The organism is Pseudomonas sp. LPB0260, from assembly GCF_013388395.1.
This window is the reverse complement of record NZ_CP058247.1, coordinates 374,555-393,381: the sequence shown is the minus strand read 5'-3', so window position 1 is coordinate 393,381 and position 18,827 is coordinate 374,555. Positions and strand designations below refer to the sequence as shown.

Here is an 18,827-nt window from a genome sequence, read left to right as displayed (position 1 = left end):
TTTCCGTGGGGCGGGTGCTACGCCTTACGCCAGCGCTGCCAGGGCAGCGTTGAAGGTGGCGCTCGGACGCATGACCTTGCTGGTCAGTTCCGGGTTGGCGCGGTAGTAGCCGGCGATGTCGACCGGCTGGCCCTGGACGGCGGCCAGCTCGGCAACGATGGTTTCCTCGTTGTCGGCCAGGGCCTTGGCCAGCGGCGCGAACTGCGCCTGCAGCTCGGGGTCTTCGCTCTGCGCGGCCAGTTCCTGAGCCCAGTACAGCGCCAGGTAGAAGTGGCTGCCGCGGTTGTCCAGTTCACCGGTCTTGCGCGATGGCGACTTGTTGTTGTCGAGCAACTTGCCGGTGGCCGCATCGAGGGTCTTGCCCAGCAGCTTGGCCTTCGGGTTGTCGGTCTTGATGCCGGTCTCTTCCAGGGATACCGCCAGGGCCAGGAACTCGCCCAGGGAGTCCCAGCGCAGGTGGTTCTCTTCGATCAGCTGCTGCACATGCTTCGGCGCAGAACCGCCGGCGCCGGTCTCGTACATGCCGCCGCCAGCCATCAGCGGGACGATGGAGAGCATCTTGGCGGAGGTGCCGAGCTCCATGATCGGGAACAGGTCGGTGAGGTAGTCGCGCAGCACGTTGCCAGTCACCGAGATGGTGTCCTGGCCGCGGATCATGCGCTCCATGCTCACACGGATGGCTTCGTTGTAGCCCATCATGCGGATATCCAGGCCGCTCAGGTCATGGTCCTGCAGATAGGTTTCGACCTTCTTCTGCAGTTCGCGGTCGTGGGCGCGCTCCGGGTCCAGCCAGAAGATCGCCGGGGTGTCGGACTGACGGGCGCGGGTCACGGCCAGCTTGACCCAGTCGCGGATCGGCGCGTCCTTGGTCTGGCAGGCGCGCCAGATGTCGCCGGCTTCGACTTCGTGCTGCATCAGTACGGTGCCGTCCGCCAGGACCACGCGCATGGTGCCGTCGGCGGTCATCTCGAAGGTCTTGTCGTGGGAGCCGTACTCTTCGGCCTTCTGCGCCATCAGGCCGACGTTCGGTACCGAGCCCATGGTGGTCGGATCGAAGGCGCCATTGGTCTTGCAGAAGTTGATCATCTCCTGGTAGATGCGCGCATAGGTGCTTTCCGGCATGACGGCCTTGGTGTCCTTCAGCTTGCCGTCCTTGCCCCACATCTGCCCGGAGCTGCGGATCATCGCCGGCATCGAGGCGTCGACGATCACGTCGCTGGGGATGTGCAGGTTGGTGATGCCCTTGACCGAGTCGACCATGGCCATTTCCGGGCGACCGCTGTAGCAGGCGTGAACGTCGTGGAGGATTTCTTCCTGCTGCGAAGCCGGCAGTACCTTGATCTTGTCGTAGACGCTGCTGATGCCGTTGTTCGGGTTCACGCCCAGCTCTTTGAACAGCTCGCCGTGCTTATCGAAGGCTTCCTTGTAGTAGACGCTGACGGCGTGGCCGAAGACGATCGGGTGGGAGACCTTCATCATGGTCGCCTTGACGTGCAGCGACCACATGACGCCGGTTTCCTTGCAGTCCTGCAGGGTCTTCTCGAAGAAGTCGCGCAGCTTGCGGCAGCTCATGAACATGCTGTCGAACACTTCGCCTTCCTGCAGGGCGAGCTGCTTCTTCACCTCGACCTTGCCGTCCTTGCCGACGAACTCGATGCGCACGTCGCCGGCCTTGTCCATGGTGATGGACTGCTCGCTGGAGAAGAAGTCGCCGTCGCGCATGTAGTCGGCGTGGGACTGCGAGGCCATGCTCCACTTGCCCATGGAGTGCGGATGCTTGCGCGCGTAGGCCTTGACCGCCGCCGGTGCGCGACGGTCGGAGTTGCCCTCGCGCAGGACCGGGTTCACCGCGCTGCCGAGCACCTTGGCGTAGCGGGCGCGGGCGTCTTTCTCGGCGTCGGTCTGCGGGTCTTCCGGGTAATTGGGGATGTTGTAGCCCTGGGCCTGCAGCTCGGCGATCGCGGCCTTGAGCTGGGGTACCGAGGCGCTGATGTTGGGCAGCTTGATGATGTTGGCGTCCGGCGTGGTGGCCAGAACGGCCAGCTCGGCGAGGTCGTCGCTGACCTGCTTGTCGGCACCCAGCTGGTCGGCAAAGCTCGCAAGAATACGCCCTGCAAGAGAGATGTCGCGTGTTTCGACGGCTATGTCAGCGGATGCGGCGAAGGCTTCTACAATGGGTAGGAGCGAATAGGTGGCGAGCGCTGGAGCTTCGTCGGTGAAGGTGTAGATAATCTTCGAACGGGTGGACATATTAGAGTTAACTCTCTTCTTTGCTGAGCGTACACAGAATCTCGACGTGCGCGGGTAGGCGCCAGGGCCCTCCGTTTGGGCCAGGAGTCGAGAACTCGCCGCAGTGATGATGGATGCACCAGTAGAGTGTCGAGCAATTCGAGCCGGCGAATCGCGGTGGCAATGCGTCGGTTCCAAGAGGCGCTCGTCTCGTTCAAGACAAGCCGGCTCTGATGACTTAGTAGTCATCCGCGCAGTATATCACTGCGTCCTAGTGACGCAGAACGCTCTTGTGCATGAGACCAACGAACATATGGTTTCGGTCGATTCAAGTGCGCTACTCTCGGTCGTTGACCGCTGTTTAACCACAAGACGGAGTCCAGCATGGGATACCAAAAGATCCAGGTGCCAGTAACCGGTGACAAAATCACCGTCAATGCCGATATGTCGCTCAATGTGCCGAACAACCCGATCATCCCGTTCATCGAGGGTGATGGCATTGGCGTCGATATCAGCCCGGTGATGATCAAGGTCGTCGATGCGGCCGTGGAGAAGGCCTACGGCGGCCAGCGCAAGATTTCCTGGATGGAGGTCTATGCCGGTGAGAAGGCCACCCAGGTCTACGACCAGGACACCTGGTTGCCGAAAGAGACCCTCGAAGCCGTTCGCGACTATGTCGTGTCCATCAAGGGCCCGCTGACCACCCCTGTCGGTGGCGGTATCCGCTCGCTGAACGTGGCCCTGCGTCAGGAGCTCGATCTGTATGTCTGTCAGCGCCCCGTACGCTGGTTCGAGGGGGTCCCGAGCCCGGTGAAGAAGCCCGGCGACGTGGATATGGTGATCTTCCGCGAGAACTCCGAGGACATCTACGCCGGCGTGGAGTGGAAGGCCGGTTCGCCTGAAGCCGAGAAGGTCATCAAGTTCCTGACCGAGGAAATGGGCGTCACGAAAATCCGCTTCACCGAAAACTGCGGCATCGGCATCAAGCCGGTGTCCCTGGAAGGCACCAAGCGCCTGGTGCGCAAGGCGCTGCAGTACGCAGTCGACAATGATCGCAGCTCCGTGACCTTCGTCCACAAAGGCAACATCATGAAGTTCACCGAAGGTGCCTTCAAGGAGTGGGGCTACGAAGTGGCGCGCGATGAATTTGGCGCCGAGTTGCTCGATGGCGGTCCATGGATGCAGTTCAGCAACCCGAAGACCGGCAAGAAGATCGTGGTCAAGGACGCCATCGCCGATGCCATGCTGCAGCAGATCCTGCTGCGTCCGGCCGAGTATGATGTGATCGCCACCCTGAATCTCAATGGTGACTACCTGTCCGACGCGCTGGCCGCGGAAGTGGGCGGTATCGGCATTGCCCCCGGCGCCAACCTGTCGGATACCATCGCCATGTTCGAGGCGACCCACGGCACCGCGCCGAAGTACGCTGGCCAGGATAAGGTCAACCCGGGGTCGGTGATTCTTTCTGCCGAGATGATGCTGCGCCACATGGGCTGGACCGAGGCGGCGGACCTGATCATCAAGGGCACCAACGGCGCCATCGCGGCGAAGACGGTGACCTATGACTTCGAGCGCCTGATGGAGGGTGCAACCCTCATGTCCTGCTCGCAGTTCGGCGATGCAATGATCGCGCACATGTAAGCGGGTTGAGCGCATGAAAAAGGCCGGTCGATTGACCGGACTTTTTCATGGCTGGGTGGCAGCCCTGTTGTCAGGCCTCGATCGTCGTGCCCTGCGGCTGGCTGATGACAGCGGGCGTCTCGGCGCTGGCCGAAGCTGCGCGGATGTTCACGGCGTGGAGCCCTTTGGGGCCTTGGATAATGTCGAAGTTGACCGGCTGGCCGGCCTTGAGCGTTTTGTAACCATCCATCTGAATAGCCGAGTAGTGGGCGAACAGGTCCTCATCTCGGCCGTCGGCGAGGATGAACCCATAGCCTTTGGCGTTGTTGAACCACTTGACCTTACCGCTAAGCATGCTCATATCCCTCTGCAAAGGACTCCATCACTGGAGTATCATCCACTTCGATTCCGCGCATGAAACGACCGGGTTGGGCGAAGGCGCGGAATCCCTCTACCCGTAGTGGGTATTCATTGTTTGTAACACCGTTTTGCCGATAGTCAAGGCAATGCTGCAACCAGCTGCGAAGCCGTTCAAACTCCTTCTAGCATCCGTATTCGCCCAACCACGAAGCTAATTTTCAGCATGCATGCAAGTAGCCAGATTCGACTAACATTCAATCAGGACCGCCCTGAAACGCACGAGGACGACTCCACCGGCCTTGCCGTACAGGAATCCAAGCCGGCGTTGCAGGCACCACCGCTGTATAAGGTGGTCTTATTCAATGATGACTACACGCCCATGGACTTCGTGGTCGAGGTGCTCGAAGTGTTCTTCAATCTGAACCGGGAGCTGGCGACCAAGATCATGCTTACCGTCCACACAGAGGGACGGGCCGTATGCGGGGTGTTCACCCGGGATATAGCTGAAACCAAGGCTATGCAGGTCAACCAATACGCAAGAGAAAGCCAGCATCCATTACTCTGTGAGATCGAGAAGGACGGTTAACGCCGGCCGCTTGGGCATGAGGTGAAGCTATGTTAAATCGAGAGCTCGAAGTCACCCTCAATCTGGCCTTCAAAGAGGCTCGCACCAAGCGTCATGAATTTATGACGGTTGAGCACCTCCTGCTGGCACTATTGGACAATGAGGCAGCGGCCAGCGTGTTGCGCGCCTGTGGCGCCAACCTGGACAAGTTGCGGCACGACCTGCTGGAGTTCATAGACTCCACCACACCCCTGATCCCGCAACACGATGAGGAGCGCGAGACGCAGCCTACCCTGGGCTTTCAGCGCGTATTGCAGCGCGCGGTGTTCCATGTGCAGAGCTCCGGAAAGCGCGAGGTTACAGGCGCCAATGTGCTGGTGGCTATCTTCAGCGAGCAGGAAAGCCAGGCGGTGTTTCTGCTCAAGCAGCAGAGCGTTGCCCGGATCGATGTGGTCAACTTCATCGCCCATGGTATTTCCAAGGTGCCGGGGCATGGAGGGCATTCGGAGTCTGAGCAGGAGTTGCAGGATGAGGAAGGCGGTGAGTCTTCCACCTCCAGTAACCCGTTGGATGCCTACGCCAGCAACCTGAATGAGCTGGCGCGACTGGGGCGCATCGATCCCTTGGTCGGTCGCGAACTCGAGGTTGAGCGCGTGGCGCAGATCCTCGCGCGTCGGCGCAAGAACAATCCTCTGCTGGTCGGCGAGGCCGGTGTAGGCAAGACCGCTATCGCCGAGGGTCTGGCCAAGCGCATCGTCGACGAGCAGGTCCCTGATCTGTTGGCCGACAGCGTGGTCTATTCGCTGGATCTGGGGGCGCTGCTCGCTGGTACCAAGTACCGGGGCGACTTCGAGAAGCGCTTCAAGGCGCTGCTCAATGAGCTGCGCCGGCGCCCTCATGCGATCCTGTTCGTCGATGAAATCCATACCATCATCGGTGCCGGCGCGGCGTCCGGCGGCGTGATGGATGCGTCCAATCTGCTCAAGCCCGTGCTGTCTTCGGGCGAAATCCGTTGCATTGGCTCGACTACCTTCCAGGAATTTCGCGGGATCTTCGAGAAGGATCGCGCTCTGGCGCGGCGCTTCCAGAAGGTTGACGTGGTCGAGCCGTCCGTCGAAGACACCGTTGGCATCCTGCGTGGTCTGAAGTCGAAGTTCGAGCAGCATCACAGCATCGAGTACAGCGATGAGGCCCTGCGTGCCGCGGCCGAGCTGGCTGCTCGCTACATCAATGATCGCCATATGCCCGACAAGGCTATCGACGTAATTGACGAGGCCGGCGCCTATCAGCGGTTGCAGCCGGAAGATAAGCGCGTGAAGCGTATCGATGTGCCCCAGGTCGAGGACATCGTCGCCAAGATCGCGCGGATTCCGCCCAAGCATGTCAGTAGCTCGGACAAGGAGCTGCTGCGCAATCTGGAGCGTGATCTGAAGCTCACCGTGTTCGGTCAGGATGCGGCAATCGACTCGCTTTCCACTGCGATCAAGCTGTCGCGCGCGGGCCTCAAGGCGCCGGACAAGCCGGTCGGTTCGTTCCTGTTCGCCGGCCCTACTGGTGTCGGCAAGACCGAGGCGGCACGCCAATTGGCCAAGGCGCTGGGGATCGAGCTGGTGCGCTTCGACATGTCCGAGTACATGGAGCGACACACGGTTTCGCGCTTGATCGGTGCGCCGCCGGGTTATGTCGGATTCGATCAGGGTGGCCTACTGACCGAGGCGATCACCAAGATGCCGCATTGCGTGCTGCTGCTTGACGAGATCGAAAAGGCGCATCCGGAGGTCTTCAACCTGCTGCTGCAGGTGATGGACCACGGCACCCTGACCGACAATAACGGGCGCAAGGCCGATTTCCGCAACGTCATCCTGATCATGACCACCAATGCCGGAGCCGAGACTGCTGCCCGGGCCTCGATAGGTTTCACCTATCAGGATCACTCATCGGATGCGATGGAGGTGATCAAGAAGAGCTTCACGCCGGAGTTCCGCAATCGCCTGGACACCATCATCCAGTTCGGTCGCCTGAGTCACGAGGTGATCAAGAGCATCGTCGACAAGTTCCTCACCGAGCTGCAGGCGCAGCTTGAGGACAAGCGCGTCATGCTCGAGGTCAGCGATGAGGCGCGCGACTGGCTGGCAGAGCAGGGCTACGACGTGCAGATGGGGGCTCGACCGATGGCGCGACTGATCCAGGACAAGATCAAGCGTCCGCTGGCGGAGGAGATACTGTTCGGTGAACTGGCCGAGCATGGCGGCGTCGTGCACGTAGAGCTTGCCGAAGGTGAGTTGACCTTCAGCTTCGAGACCACGGCCGAGATGGCCTGAGGTTGAGTTGCAACAAAAACGCCCGGCAATGCCGGGCGTTTTTACTGGTGCTTGGCTTAGCGGGCGCGGTAGGTGATGCGACCCTTGCTCAAGTCATAAGGTGTCAGCTCTACGCGAACCTTGTCGCCAGTCAGAATGCGGATGTAGTTCTTGCGCATCTTTCCGGAGATGTGCGCGGTAACGACGTGCCCATTTTCCAACTCCACACGGAACATGGTGTTGGGCAGGGTGTCGACGACAGTGCCTTCCATTTCGAAGCTGTCTTCTTTCGACATGCAGTAAAGCCCTCGGTATCCAAAGAATGGCCCGGCGCAACTGGCCCCAGGCAAAAGCGGCGTGCATTGTGCCCGAAAACAGGGGGTTCCGCCAAGGTCTTCAGCTAAGCGTTATCCAGCGCTGATTGACGAACAGCTCGATCGGGCGGTACTGCGTCTTGTAGTTCATCTTGCGGCAGTTCTTTATCCAGTAGCCGAGGTAGACGGCGTGTAGGCCCAGGCGTGCTGCCTCGGCGATCTGCCAAAGAATGGCGAAGCGGCCCAGACTGCGCCGCTCCTCGCTCGGCTCGTAGAAGGTATAGACCGCGGAAAGGCCGTTGGGCAGTACGTCGGTGACAGCGATCGCCAGTAATCGACCGTCGAGGCGAAATTCGTAGAAACGGGAAAACGGCAGGTCGCGAACCAGAAAGGTGGCGAACTGTTCGCGGCTGGGCGGGTACATGTCGCCGTCGGCGTGGCGCTGCTCGATATAGCGCACGTAAAGGGCGTAATACTCCTCGCTGAATACCGGCCGTACCGGGCGAACCTGGATGTCCTGGTTGCGCTTGAAAATGCGCCGCTGCTGACGATTGGGATGAAACAGGTTGGCCGGGATGCGCGCGGCAATGCAGGCGTTGCAGTGCTGGCAGTGGGGGCGGTAGAGGTGATCGCCGCTGCGGCGAAAGCCCATTTCCGAAAGCTCGGCGTAGACCTCCGCATCCATGGGCTGGCTGGGGTCGAGGAACAGGGTCGTGGCCTGTTCTGCGGGCAGGTAGCTGCATGGATGGGGCTGAGTGGCATAGAACTTTAAGCGGGCCAGCTCGGTCATGGTCGACTCTCGGGGTAAACCTTGAGTAAGTGTATGCCAGGCGACCGTGCTCGCCTAGGCGAGCCAGTCGGCGCCGCTGGGCTGATCCAGGTGCTCAGACAGCAGCCTGGCGAACTCGCTGCGAGGGATCGAGCGGGCACCGAAATTTTCCAGGTGCTGGGTCGGCATCTGGCAGTCAATCAGGGCAAAGCCCCAGCGTTGCAGGTGTCTGACCAAAGTCGCGAAGCCAATCTTGGAGGCGTTGTCGGCTCGGCTGAACATGGATTCGCCGAAGAACAGCTGGCCCATGGCGAGCCCGTAGAGGCCGCCGACCAGGCGCTCTTCCTGCCATACCTCGACCGAGTGGGCGATGCCGCGCCGATGCAGTTCCAGGTAGGCGCGCTGCATGTCGGAGGTGATCCAGGTGCCCTCAGCGTAAGGTCGGGGGGCGGCGCAGGCCTGGATGACATCGGCGAACGCTTTGTCGAAGGTCACTCGGTAGCGACCTTGGCGCAGCAGCTTTGCCAGGCTGCGGGAGACATGCAGCTCCTTGGGGGGGAGCACGGTGCGTGGGTCCGGGGACCACCAGAGAATGGGCTGGCCGTCCTGGAACCAGGGAAAGCAGCCGTGGCGGTACGCTTGGATCAGGCGCTCAGCGCCGAGGTCGCCGCCGGCGGCCAACAGTCCGTTGGGCTCGTGCAGGGCGCGTTCGAGTGGAGGGAAGCTTAGCGAGTCGCGTTGGAGCCAGGTCAGCATCGAGTAAGGCCGCAAGAGGGTAGGGCGGGCGCCGGGCGCCCGCCCCTGGGCGATCAGATGTCGTCGAGGAACTTCTCGGCATCCAGTGCCGCCATGCAGCCGGCGCCCGCCGAAGTCACGGCCTGGCGGTAGACGTGGTCGGCCACGTCGCCGGCGGCGAACACGCCCTCGATGGCGGTCGCCGTCGCATTGCCTTCGCTGCCGCCCTTGATCAGCAGGTAGCCGTCGCGCATTTCCAGCTGGCCCTGGAACAGCTCGGTGTTGGGCTTGTGGCCGATGGCGATGAATACGCCGGCCAAGGCCAGCTCCTTGCTCGCGCCGCTTGCGGTGTCCTTCAGGCGCACGCCGGTGACTCCGCTGGTATCGCCCAGCACTTCGTCAAGGGTGTGGTTCCAGTGCAGGACCACATTGCCGTTCTCGGCCTTGTCGAACAGCTTGTCCTGCAGGATCTTCTCGGCACGCAGCTTGTCGCGGCGGTGGATCAGGTGGACTTCCTTGGCGATATTGGACAGGTACAGCGCCTCTTCGACGGCAGTGTTGCCGCCGCCCACAACGGCAACGACCTGGTTGCGGTAGAAGAAGCCGTCACAGGTGGCGCAGGCCGAAACGCCCTTGCCGGCGAAGGCTTCTTCCGAAGGCAGGCCGAGGTACTGGGCGCTGGCGCCGGTGGCGATGATCAGGGCGTCGCAGGTATAGGTGCCGCTGTCGCCCTTGAGGGTGAAGGGGCGCTGCTGCAACTCGGCGGTATGGATGTGGTCGTAGACGATCTCGGTGTCGAAGCGCTCGGCATGTTTCTGCATGCGCACCATCAGATCCGGTCCGGTCAGGCCTTCGACATCACCCGGCCAGTTGTCCACTTCGGTGGTGGTGGTGAGCTGGCCGCCGGGCTGGATACCGGTGATGACCACGGGCTTGAGATTGGCGCGGGCGGCGTAGACCGCAGCGCTGTATCCGGCCGGTCCGGAACCCAGAATGATCAAGCGCGAATGCTTGACTTCGCTCATAAAAACACCTCATAAGCCTTTGTCACAAAAGAGAATGCATGCTCCAATTGAGCTGCACGGAAGTTGTTGCTGGCTATGCTACACCGAAGCGTGGGGGAAGCGGGAGCCAGCGGTCCAGAGCGCGGCCAGCGCTTCGCGTCACTGCTTGGGTGGCGTGGCATCACTCGGGCAAACCCGTACAATAGGCCACTTTTCGCCGTTAACCTAAGAATCGGCGTGTTGCCGACGCAGGAATGAATGCGTTTGAAGAACTCTAGCTCTACCGCTCAGGCGCCGCTCTGGCGCCAGCAACTGCCTTACCGGCTCAAGGAAGGCGCGCTGATCGCCCTGGGTGCGCTGTGCCTGTACCTGTGGATGGCGCTGCTGACCTACGACGCCGCCGACCCGGGCTGGACCCACACCAGCAACGTCGAGCAGGTGCAAAATGCGGCCGGACGTGCCGGCGCCTGGTTCGCCGACATCCTGTTTATGGCGCTTGGTTACTTCGCCTACCTGTTTCCGCTGCTGCTGGGCGTCAAGACCCTGCAGGTCTTTCGTGCCCGCCACCAACCCTGGCAGTGGAGCGGCTGGCTGTTCTCCTGGCGGCTGATCGGCCTGGTGTTCCTGGTGCTGTCCGGCGCGGCCCTGGCCTATATCCACTTCAATGCCGGTGCCAGCATGCCCGCTTCGGCAGGCGGCGCACTGGGCGAGAGCCTAGGCCAACTGGCGGTCAATGCCCTGAACGTACAGGGCAGTACCTTGATGTTCATCGCGCTGTTCCTCTTCGGCCTGACCGTGTTCACCGACCTGTCGTGGTTCAAGGTCATGGACCTGACCGGCAAGATCACCCTGGACCTGGTCGAGCTGATCCACGGCCTGGTCAATCGCTGGTGGAGCGCGCGGCAGGAGCGCAAGCAACTGGTTGCCAAGCTGCGCGAGGCCGATGAGCGGGTCAGCGAGGTTGCCGCCCCGGTGGTCCATGACCGCCGCGAGCAGGCCAAGGTCAAGGAGCGCCTGATCGAGCGCGAGGAAGCGCTGAGCAAGCACATGAGCGAGCGCGAAAAGCGCGTGGCACCGATCATCACTCCGCCAGCCGATCCGAAACCCGCCGAACCGAGCAAGCGCGTGCTGAAGGAAAAGCAGGCGCCACTGTTCGTCGATGCCGCGGTGGAGGGCTCGCTGCCACCGATTTCCATCCTGGATGTGGCGGAGAAGAAGCAGAAGCAGTTTTCCCCCGAGTCGCTGGAAGCCATGTCGCGACTGCTGGAGATCAAGCTCAAGGAGTTCGGCGTCGAGGTCATCGTCGAGTCGGTGCACCCGGGGCCGGTGATCACCCGTTTCGAGATCCAGCCGGCCGCCGGCGTCAAGGTCAGCCGCATCTCCAATCTGGCCAAGGACCTGGCGCGCTCGCTGGCGGTGATCAGCGTGCGGGTAGTGGAAGTCATTCCCGGCAAGACCACCGTGGGTATCGAGATCCCCAACGAAGACCGGCAGATCGTGCGCTTTTCCGAGGTGCTGTCGTCCAGCGAGTACGATGACGCCAAGTCGCCGGTGACCCTGGCCCTGGGCCACGATATCGGCGGCAAACCGGTGATCACCGACCTGGCGAAGATGCCGCACCTGCTGGTGGCCGGTACCACCGGCTCGGGCAAGTCGGTCGGGGTCAACGCCATGATCCTGTCGATCCTGTTCAAGTCCAAGCCGGAAGACGCGCGGCTGATCATGATCGACCCGAAGATGCTCGAACTGTCGATCTACGAGGGCATTCCCCATCTGCTGTGCCCGGTCGTCACCGACATGAAGGAGGCGGCCAACGCCCTGCGCTGGAGCGTGGCCGAGATGGAACGGCGCTACCGCCTGATGGCGGCGATGGGCGTGCGTAACCTGGCCGGCTTCAATCGCAAGGTCAAGGACGCCATCGAGGCGGGCACGCCCCTGCCCGACCCGCTGTACAAGCGCCAGAGCATGGAAGACGAGGCGCCGCTGTTGAACCCCTTGCCGACCATCGTGGTCATAGTCGACGAGTTCGCCGACATGATGATGATCGTCGGCAAGAAGGTTGAAGAGCTGATCGCCCGGATTGCACAGAAGGCCCGGGCAGCCGGCATTCACCTGATCCTCGCTACCCAGCGCCCGTCGGTGGATGTGATCACCGGTCTGATCAAGGCGAATATTCCGACCCGTATGGCCTTTCAGGTGTCCAGCAAGATCGACTCGCGCACCATCCTCGACCAGGGCGGCGCCGAGCAGTTGCTCGGTCATGGTGACATGCTCTACCTGCCGCCCGGCACCGGCTTGCCGATTCGCGTGCATGGCGCCTTCGTCTCCGACGACGAGGTGCATCGTGTGGTCGAGGCCTGGAAGCAGCGCGGTACGCCGGACTATATCGAAGACATCCTGGCCGGCGCCGAAGAGGCCGGCAGCGGCTTCGACGGTGGCGGCGAAGGCGGCGGCGAGGGCAGCGAGGAGGACCCGCTGTACGATGAGGCGGTGCGCTTCGTCACCGAGAGCCGGCGCGCGTCGATCTCCGCCGTGCAGCGCAAGCTGAAGATCGGCTACAACCGCGCGGCACGGATGATCGAGGCCATGGAGATGGCCGGCGTGGTGACCTCAATGAACACCAATGGCTCGCGCGAAGTGATAGCGCCCGGGCCCGTCCGCGACTGATACCGGGAAACCGACCTGATGAGGAGTTCCATGCGCCTGATTCGCATGTTGTTACTGGCAGCACTTAGCGTCACCAGCTGCGCCGCCCTGGCCGATGAGCAGGCCTCGGTGCAGCGCCTGACCCAGTTGCTCAACCAGGCCCAGACCATTACCGCGCGCTTCTCCCAGCTGACCCTGGATGGCGGCGGCACCCAGCTGCAGGAAACCGCCGGCCAGCTGGCGCTCAAGCGCCCGGGGCTGTTCCGCTGGCACACCGACGAGCCGATGGAGCAACTGCTGGTGTCCAACGGCGAGAAGGTCTGGCTGTATGACCCGGACCTGGAGCAGGTCACCATTCAGACCCTCGACCAGCGCCTGACCCACACCCCGGCGCTGCTGCTGTCCGGCGACGTGTCGAAGATCCAGGACAACTTCGAGATCAGTCACAAGGAAGGCGGCAGCGTGGTCGACTTCATGCTCAAGCCCAAGTCCAAGGACAGCCTGTTCGACAGCCTGCGCCTGTCGTTCCGCAGCGGTGTGCTCAACGACATGCAGCTGATCGACAGCATCGGCCAGCGCACCAATATCCTGTTCCTCAATGTGCAGATGAACGAAAGCCTGGATGACGGGCAGTTCAGCTTCGACATTCCCGAGGGCGCGGACGTCATTCAAGAGTAAGAGGCCACGACCCGGCTCCATGGACCTGTTCAGCAAGGCTCCCGTCGCACAACCCCTGGCCGCCCGTTTGCGCGCGGCCAGCCTGGACGAGTACGTCGGCCAGGAGCACCTGCTCGCGCGCGGCAAGCCGCTGCGCGAGGCGCTGGAGCAGGGCGCGCTGCACTCGATGATCTTCTGGGGCCCGCCGGGTGTCGGCAAGACCACCCTGGCGCGGCTGCTGGCCCAGGTCACCGACGCCCACTTCGAGACGATTTCCGCGGTGCTCTCCGGGGTCAAGGAGATTCGCCAGGCGGTCGAGGTCGCCCAGCAGCACGCCGCCCAGTACGGCCGGCGAACCATCCTGTTCGTCGACGAAGTGCACCGCTTCAACAAGTCGCAGCAGGATGCCTTCCTGCCCTATGTGGAGGACGGAACGCTGATCTTCATCGGCGCCACCACCGAGAATCCTTCCTTCGAACTGAACAACGCCTTGCTCTCCCGGGCTCGGGTGTACGTGCTCAAGAGCCTCGACGAGGCGGCGTTGCGCAAGCTGGTGACGCGCGCCCTGAGCGATGCCAAGGGCTTGGGCGAGCGCCGCCTGAGCCTGCCGGACGCCAGTTTTCAGGTGCTCCTGGCCGCCGCGGACGGTGACGGCCGGCGCCTGCTGAACTTCCTGGAGAATGCCGCGGACCTGGCCGAGGATGGCGGCGAGATCAGCGTCGAGTTGCTGCAGGACCTGCTTGGCGACAGTCGGCGGCGCTTCGACAAGGGCGGCGAGGCCTTCTACGACCAGATATCCGCGCTGCACAAGTCGGTGCGCGGCTCCAGCCCGGACGGCGCGCTGTACTGGTTCGCGCGCATGCTCGATGGCGGTTGCGACCCGCTGTATATCGCCCGCCGCGTGGTACGCATGGCCAGCGAGGACATCGGCAACGCCGATCCGCGGGCCTTGACCCTGTGCCTGAATGCCTGGGACGTGCAGGAGCGCCTGGGCAGCCCCGAGGGCGAGTTGGCGGTGGCCCAGGCCATCGTCTACCTGGCCTGCGCGCCGAAGAGCAATGCGGTGTACAACGCCTTCAAGGCGGCGATGCGCGAAGCGGCGGAGCATGGCTCGCTGGAGGTGCCGCTGCACCTGCGCAATGCGCCGACCAAGTTGATGAAGGAACTGGGCTATGGCGACGAGTATCGCTACGCCCACGACGAGCCCGACGCCTACGCCGCCGGCGAGGACTATTTCCCCGAGCAGCTGGCGCCGCGCCGCTATTACCAGCCGGTGCCCCGTGGGCTCGAGCTGAAGATCGGCGACAAGCTCAGGCACCTGGCCGAGCAGGACCGGGCCAGTGTTCGCCAGCGGAGAAAGTCATGATCGGCGCAACCCTGGCCGTGGCGGCAGGCGGGGCGGCGGGCTGCCTGCTGCGGTTCGCCACGGCGAACTGGATCAATGCCCACTGGCCGCAGCACTTCAATATCGCCACCCTGGCGGTGAATCTGCTCGGCTGCCTGCTGATCGGCTACCTCTACGGGCTGTTCCTGCTGCGTCCGGAGGTGCCGCTGGAAGTGCGCGCCGGCGTGATCGTCGGCTTCCTCGGCGGCCTGACCACTTTTTCTTCCTTTTCCCTCGACACCCTGCGCCTACTGGAAAGCGGGCAGGCACCACTGGCCATTGGCTATGTGCTGCTCAGCGTGTCGGGTGGCCTGCTCGCGACCTGGGCCGGCCTATCTTTCACCAAACTCTGATTGACGAGAACCTGACATGCTCGACTCCAAACTGGTGCGCACCCAACTGCAGGAAATTGCCCAGCGCCTCGCCACCCGCGGCTATGAGCTGGATGTGGCGCGCTTCGAGGCGCTGGAAGCCCAGCGCAAGACCGTGCAGACCCGCACCGAACAGCTGCAGGCCGAGCGCAACAGCCGCTCCAAGGCCATCGGCCAGGCCAAGCAGCGCGGCGAGGACATCGTCCCGCTGCTGGCCGACGTCGACCGCATGGGCAACGAGCTGGAGGCCGGCAAACAGGAGCTCGATGCCATCCAGCGCGAGCTCGACAGCCTGCTGCTGAGCATCCCCAACCTGCCGCACGAATCGGTGCCGGTGGGCGAGGATGAAGAGCACAACGTCGAGGTGCGCCGCTGGGGTACGCCGAAGGCCTTCGATTTCGAGATCAAGGACCACGTCAGTCTCGGCGAGCAGCATGGCTGGCTGGACTTCGAGACCGCCGCCAAGCTGTCCGGCGCGCGCTTCGCCCTGCTGCGCGGTCCGATCGCCCGCCTGCACCGCGCCCTGGCGCAGTTCATGATCGACCTGCACACCCGCGAGCACGGCTACGAGGAGGCCTACACCCCGTACCTGGTACAGGCCCCGGCATTGCAGGGCACCGGCCAGCTGCCGAAGTTCGAGGAAGACCTGTTCAAGATTGGCCGCGAGAACGAGGCCGACCTGTACCTGATCCCCACCGCCGAGGTGTCGCTGACCAACATAGTCGCCGGGGAGATCCTCGAGGCCAAGCAGCTGCCGCTGAAGTTCGTCGCCCACACCCCGTGCTTCCGCAGTGAGGCCGGCGCCTCCGGGCGCGACACCCGCGGCATGATCCGCCAGCACCAGTTCGACAAGGTCGAGATGGTGCAGATCGTCGAGCCGAGCGCTTCCTATCAGGCGCTGGAGGAGCTGACCGGCAACGCCGAAAAGGTCCTGCAGCTGCTCGAGCTGCCGTATCGCGTGCTGGCCCTGTGCACCGGCGACATGGGTTTTGGCGCGACCAAGACCTACGACCTGGAAGTCTGGGTGCCGAGCCAGGACAAGTACCGGGAAATCTCCTCGTGCTCCAACTGTGGCGATTTCCAGGCACGGCGCATGCAGGCGCGCTTCCGCAACCCGGAGACCGGCAAGCCGGAACTGCTGCACACCCTCAATGGTTCCGGCCTGGCCGTGGGGCGTACCCTGGTGGCGGTGCTGGAGAACTACCAGCAGGCCGATGGCAGCGTTCGTGTGCCGGACGTGTTGAAGCCCTACATGGGCGGTATCGAAGTGATCGGCTGATCCCCAGGGTGGAGAACGACCGCAGGTCTTTTCCACCGGATGCCTCCCTCGGTGGAAAGCCTTCGCGGTTTTCCACCCTACGTTTCCTGCTCGCCGAGGCTGCGATGGATTTCCTTCCGCTGTTCCATAAACTTCAGGGCCGCACCGTGCTGCTGGTTGGCGGCGGCGAGGTGGCCGTGCGCAAGGCGCGCCTGCTGGCTGATGCCGGCGCGACGTTGCGGGTGGTCGCGCCGCAGGTGCGTGACGAGTTGCGCGAGCTGGCCGGGCAGGGCGCCCATCGGCTGCTGCAGCGTGGCTACCAGGCCGATGACCTGGACGGCATGGCACTGGTCATCGCCGCCACCGATGATGAGCCGCTGAATGCGCAGATATCCGCCCAGGCCCAGGCCCTCGGCGTTCCGGTCAACGTGGTCGACGCGCCTAAGTTGTGCAGCGTGATCTTCCCGGCGATCGTCGATCGCTCGCCGTTGATTGTCGCGGTCAGCAGTGGCGGCGATGCGCCGGTGCTGGCACGACTGATCCGCGCCAAGATCGAAACCTGGATTCCGGCCACCTACGGCCAGCTGGCCGGCCTGGCCAAGCGCTTTCGTGCACAGGTCAAGGGGCTGTTCCCCGATGTGCAGCAGCGCCGGGTGTTCTGGGAGGACGTGTTCCAGGGCCAGGTCGCCGAGAGCGTGTTTGCCGGCAAGCTGCACGAAGGCGAGCGCCTGCTCGAGGACAAGATCGCCGGCGCCGCGCCCCAGGCCCTCGGCGAGGTCTACCTGGTCGGTGCCGGTCCTGGCGACCCGGACCTGCTGACCTTCCGCGCCCTGCGCCTGATGCAGCAGGCCGACGTGGTGCTCTACGACAGGCTGGTTGCACCGGCGATCATCGAGCTGTGCCGGCGTGATGCCGAACGCATCTATGTCGGCAAGCGGCGCGCCGAGCATGCGTTGCCCCAGGAGCAGATCAACCAGCGCCTGGTGAGCCTGGCCAAGGAGGGCAAGCGGGTGCTGCGCCTGAAGGGCGGCGACCCCTTCATCTTCGGTCGCGGCGGCGAGGAAATCGAACAGCTGGCGGCCGAGGGCATACCCTTCCAGGTCGTACCCGGCATCACCGCGGCCAGCGGTTGCGCGGCTTACGCCGGTATCCCGCTGACCCACCGGGACCATGCGCAATCGGTGCGCTTCGTCACCGGTCACCTCAAGGATGGCAGCTGCGACCTGCCCTGGGCCGAGCTCGCGGCGCCGAGCCAGACCCTGGTGTTCTACATGGGCCTGGTCGGGCTGGCATTGATCTGCGAGCAACTGGTCGCCCATGGTCGGGCGGCGGGTACGCCGGCGGCGCTGATCCAGCAGGGCACGACCAGCAATCAGCGGGTGTTCACCGGCACCCTGGGCAACCTGGCGGAGCTGGTTGCCCACCACGAGGTGCATGCGCCAACCCTGGTGATCGTCGGCGAAGTCGTGCAGTTGCGCGACAAGCTGGCGTGGTTCGAAGGTGCCCAGGCTCAGGTTTGAGCCTGGGCACTGTTTGCAGCACATGCCTCAGGGGCGCTGCCAGATCCCTCTGCCGGGCAGGCGAGCGCGGTCATGCTGGCGTTCGAGGTCGAGCATCGGTCCTTTGGGTACCACGCCGGTCGGGTTGATGGTGGTGTGGCTGGCGTAGTAATGCTGCTTGATGTGGCGAAAATCCACGGTTTGTGCGACCCCCGGCCACTGATACAGCTCGCGCAACCAGTGGGACAGGTTGGGGTAGTCCTCGATGCGCCGCAGGTTGCACTTGAAGTGGCCGTGATACACGGCATCGAAGCGAATCAGCGTGGTGAACAGGCGCCAGTCGGCTTCGGTGAGGTATTCGCCGGCCAGGTAGCGGCGCTCATCGAGTAGCGCGTCCAGCCGATCCAGTTCACCGAATAGCTCATCGAAGGCTTCTTCGTAAGCCTGCTGGCTGGTGGCGAAGCCGGCGCGGTACACGCCATTGTTGACGGCTGGATAGATGCGCTGGTTGAGTGCATCGATCTCGCCACGCAGCGCCGGCGGGTAGAGATCCAGGGGGTTGCCGGTGAGGTCGTCGAATGCCGAATTGAACATGCGGATGATTTCCGCCGATTCGTTGTTGACGATGCGTTGCTGCTGTCTGTCCCACAGCAGCGGCACGGTGACCCGTCCGCTGTAGCGCGGATTGTCGGTCGTATAGCGCTGATGCAAGAACTCGAGACCATCAAGTGTATCGCCGGTGGAGCCATGCTCAGGGTCGAAGGTCCAGCCGTTGTCGCGCATCAGCCAGCTGACCACGGAAACGTCGACCAGCGCCTCCAGGCCCTTGAGCTTGCGCAGGATCAGGGTGCGATGGGCCCAGGGGCAGGCCAGGGATACATACAGGTGGTAGCGCCCGGCTTCGGCGGCAAAGCCGCCTTCGCCACTCGGTCCAGGGGCGCCATCGGCGGTGATCCAGTGGCGCCGCTGGGCCTTCTCGCGTTTGAACTGGCCGTCTTCGCCTGTGTCGTACCACTGGTCGCGCCAGCGTCCCTCGATCAGCAGACCCATCGCTCGCGTCCTCTTCTCTGGAAAGTAGAGGCTCAGTCTATCGAGCTAGTCTCGATATAAAAGCGC

The 18,827-nt window shown here is 63.3% G+C and carries 16 protein-coding genes; 9 read left to right on the top strand and 7 right to left on the bottom strand.

The annotated features are described in order from the left end of the window. Nucleotides 1–24 precede the first annotated feature (24 nt). Nucleotides 25–2,250 carry an NADP-dependent isocitrate dehydrogenase gene (locus LPB260_RS01670; protein WP_208706914.1) on the bottom strand — a complete coding sequence of 742 codons (2,226 nt, stop codon included), beginning with the start codon at nucleotides 2,248–2,250 and terminating at the stop codon, nucleotides 25–27. Nucleotides 2,251–2,613: 363 nt separating this feature from the next. On the opposite strand from LPB260_RS01670, the gene icd reads away from it, so the two are divergent. Continuing rightward, a complete protein-coding gene (gene icd / locus LPB260_RS01665; protein ID WP_208706913.1) occupies nucleotides 2,614–3,870 on the top strand; it encodes an NADP-dependent isocitrate dehydrogenase in 1,257 nt (418 codons plus the stop codon). Between the two features lie 70 nt (nucleotides 3,871–3,940). On the opposite strand, the gene cspD is transcribed toward icd, so the two are convergent. Then, nucleotides 3,941–4,204 carry a cold shock domain-containing protein CspD gene (gene cspD / locus LPB260_RS01660; protein ID WP_208706912.1) on the bottom strand — a complete coding sequence of 88 codons (264 nt, stop codon included), beginning with the start codon at nucleotides 4,202–4,204 and terminating at the stop codon, nucleotides 3,941–3,943. Nucleotides 4,205–4,432: 228 nt separating this feature from the next. Here cspD and clpS point away from each other — a divergent pair, with 228 nt between their 5' ends. Continuing rightward, a complete protein-coding gene (clpS, locus tag LPB260_RS01655) occupies nucleotides 4,433–4,795 on the top strand; it encodes an ATP-dependent Clp protease adapter ClpS (RefSeq protein WP_208706911.1) in 363 nt (120 codons plus the stop codon). A gap of 29 nt (nucleotides 4,796–4,824) precedes the next feature. Then, nucleotides 4,825–7,095, top strand: coding sequence for an ATP-dependent Clp protease ATP-binding subunit ClpA (gene clpA / locus LPB260_RS01650; RefSeq protein WP_208706910.1), 2,271 nt, complete (start codon nucleotides 4,825–4,827; stop codon nucleotides 7,093–7,095). Nucleotides 7,096–7,151: 56 nt separating this feature from the next. On the opposite strand, the gene infA is transcribed toward clpA, so the two are convergent. The 4 genes from infA to trxB form a co-directional block, all read right to left on the bottom strand. Then, nucleotides 7,152–7,370, bottom strand: coding sequence for a translation initiation factor IF-1 (gene infA, locus LPB260_RS01645; protein WP_002553999.1), 219 nt, complete (start codon nucleotides 7,368–7,370; stop codon nucleotides 7,152–7,154). Between the two features lie 100 nt (nucleotides 7,371–7,470). After that, on the bottom strand, nucleotides 7,471–8,178 hold the full coding sequence (locus LPB260_RS01640) for an arginyltransferase (RefSeq protein WP_208706909.1): 708 nt from the start codon (nucleotides 8,176–8,178) through the stop codon (nucleotides 7,471–7,473). A gap of 54 nt (nucleotides 8,179–8,232) precedes the next feature. After that, entirely contained in the window at nucleotides 8,233–8,913 is a 681-nt protein-coding gene (gene aat / locus LPB260_RS01635; RefSeq protein ID WP_208706908.1) for a leucyl/phenylalanyl-tRNA--protein transferase, read from the bottom strand. A 53-nt stretch (nucleotides 8,914–8,966) separates the two neighbouring features. Further along, a complete protein-coding gene (gene trxB, locus LPB260_RS01630; RefSeq protein ID WP_208706907.1) occupies nucleotides 8,967–9,917 on the bottom strand; it encodes a thioredoxin-disulfide reductase in 951 nt (316 codons plus the stop codon). 243 nt (nucleotides 9,918–10,160) lie between these two features. Here trxB and ftsK point away from each other — a divergent pair, with 243 nt between their 5' ends. The 6 genes from ftsK to cysG all read left to right on the top strand — a co-directional run bounded on the left by ftsK (nucleotide 10,161) and on the right by cysG (nucleotide 17,732). Then, the gene (gene ftsK, locus LPB260_RS01625) at nucleotides 10,161–12,563 is read left to right on the top strand and encodes a DNA translocase FtsK (RefSeq protein WP_256625440.1); all 2,403 of its coding nucleotides are present in this window, start codon (nucleotides 10,161–10,163) and stop codon (nucleotides 12,561–12,563) included. Nucleotides 12,564–12,593: 30 nt separating this feature from the next. Continuing rightward, entirely contained in the window at nucleotides 12,594–13,220 is a 627-nt protein-coding gene (gene lolA / locus LPB260_RS01620; RefSeq protein ID WP_208706905.1) for an outer membrane lipoprotein chaperone LolA, read from the top strand. Nucleotides 13,221–13,239: 19 nt separating this feature from the next. Continuing rightward, nucleotides 13,240–14,565, top strand: coding sequence for a replication-associated recombination protein A (locus tag LPB260_RS01615; protein ID WP_208706904.1), 1,326 nt, complete (start codon nucleotides 13,240–13,242; stop codon nucleotides 14,563–14,565). Continuing rightward, on the top strand, nucleotides 14,562–14,936 hold the full coding sequence (gene crcB / locus LPB260_RS01610) for a fluoride efflux transporter CrcB (protein ID WP_208706903.1): 375 nt from the start codon (nucleotides 14,562–14,564) through the stop codon (nucleotides 14,934–14,936). The genes LPB260_RS01615 and crcB overlap by 4 nt, the downstream gene beginning before the upstream one ends. Nucleotides 14,937–14,952: 16 nt before the next feature. Next, nucleotides 14,953–16,233, top strand: a complete 1,281-nt coding sequence (serS, locus tag LPB260_RS01605) for a serine--tRNA ligase (RefSeq protein ID WP_208706902.1) — start codon at nucleotides 14,953–14,955, stop codon at nucleotides 16,231–16,233. Nucleotides 16,234–16,337: 104 nt separating this feature from the next. Beyond that, on the top strand, nucleotides 16,338–17,732 hold the full coding sequence (gene cysG, locus LPB260_RS01600; protein ID WP_208706901.1) for a siroheme synthase CysG: 1,395 nt from the start codon (nucleotides 16,338–16,340) through the stop codon (nucleotides 17,730–17,732). Nucleotides 17,733–17,759: 27 nt separating this feature from the next. On the opposite strand, the gene LPB260_RS01595 is transcribed toward cysG, so the two are convergent. Then, nucleotides 17,760–18,761, bottom strand: a complete 1,002-nt coding sequence (locus LPB260_RS01595) for a glutathione S-transferase family protein (RefSeq protein ID WP_208706900.1) — start codon at nucleotides 18,759–18,761, stop codon at nucleotides 17,760–17,762. Between the last annotated feature and the right edge of the window lie 66 nt (nucleotides 18,762–18,827).

Coding starts and splice junctions, on each gene's coding strand:
- infA (WP_002553999.1), bottom strand. CDS start 7,370: ATGTCGAAAGAAGACAGCTTCGAAATGGAAGGCACTGTCGTCGACACC.
- cspD (WP_208706912.1), bottom strand. CDS start 4,204: ATGCTTAGCGGTAAGGTCAAGTGGTTCAACAACGCCAAAGGCTATGGG.
- icd (WP_208706913.1), top strand. CDS start 2,614: ATGGGATACCAAAAGATCCAGGTGCCAGTAACCGGTGACAAAATCACC.
- aat (WP_208706908.1), bottom strand. CDS start 8,913: ATGCTGACCTGGCTCCAACGCGACTCGCTAAGCTTCCCTCCACTCGAA.
- LPB260_RS01640 (WP_208706909.1), bottom strand. CDS start 8,178: ATGACCGAGCTGGCCCGCTTAAAGTTCTATGCCACTCAGCCCCATCCA.
- serS (WP_208706902.1), top strand. CDS start 14,953: ATGCTCGACTCCAAACTGGTGCGCACCCAACTGCAGGAAATTGCCCAG.
- trxB (WP_208706907.1), bottom strand. CDS start 9,917: ATGAGCGAAGTCAAGCATTCGCGCTTGATCATTCTGGGTTCCGGACCG.
- LPB260_RS01670 (WP_208706914.1), bottom strand. CDS start 2,250: ATGTCCACCCGTTCGAAGATTATCTACACCTTCACCGACGAAGCTCCA.
- LPB260_RS01595 (WP_208706900.1), bottom strand. CDS start 18,761: ATGGGTCTGCTGATCGAGGGACGCTGGCGCGACCAGTGGTACGACACA.
- lolA (WP_208706905.1), top strand. CDS start 12,594: ATGCGCCTGATTCGCATGTTGTTACTGGCAGCACTTAGCGTCACCAGC.
- clpS (WP_208706911.1), top strand. CDS start 4,433: ATGCATGCAAGTAGCCAGATTCGACTAACATTCAATCAGGACCGCCCT.
- cysG (WP_208706901.1), top strand. CDS start 16,338: ATGGATTTCCTTCCGCTGTTCCATAAACTTCAGGGCCGCACCGTGCTG.
- crcB (WP_208706903.1), top strand. CDS start 14,562: ATGATCGGCGCAACCCTGGCCGTGGCGGCAGGCGGGGCGGCGGGCTGC.
- clpA (WP_208706910.1), top strand. CDS start 4,825: ATGTTAAATCGAGAGCTCGAAGTCACCCTCAATCTGGCCTTCAAAGAG.
- LPB260_RS01615 (WP_208706904.1), top strand. CDS start 13,240: ATGGACCTGTTCAGCAAGGCTCCCGTCGCACAACCCCTGGCCGCCCGT.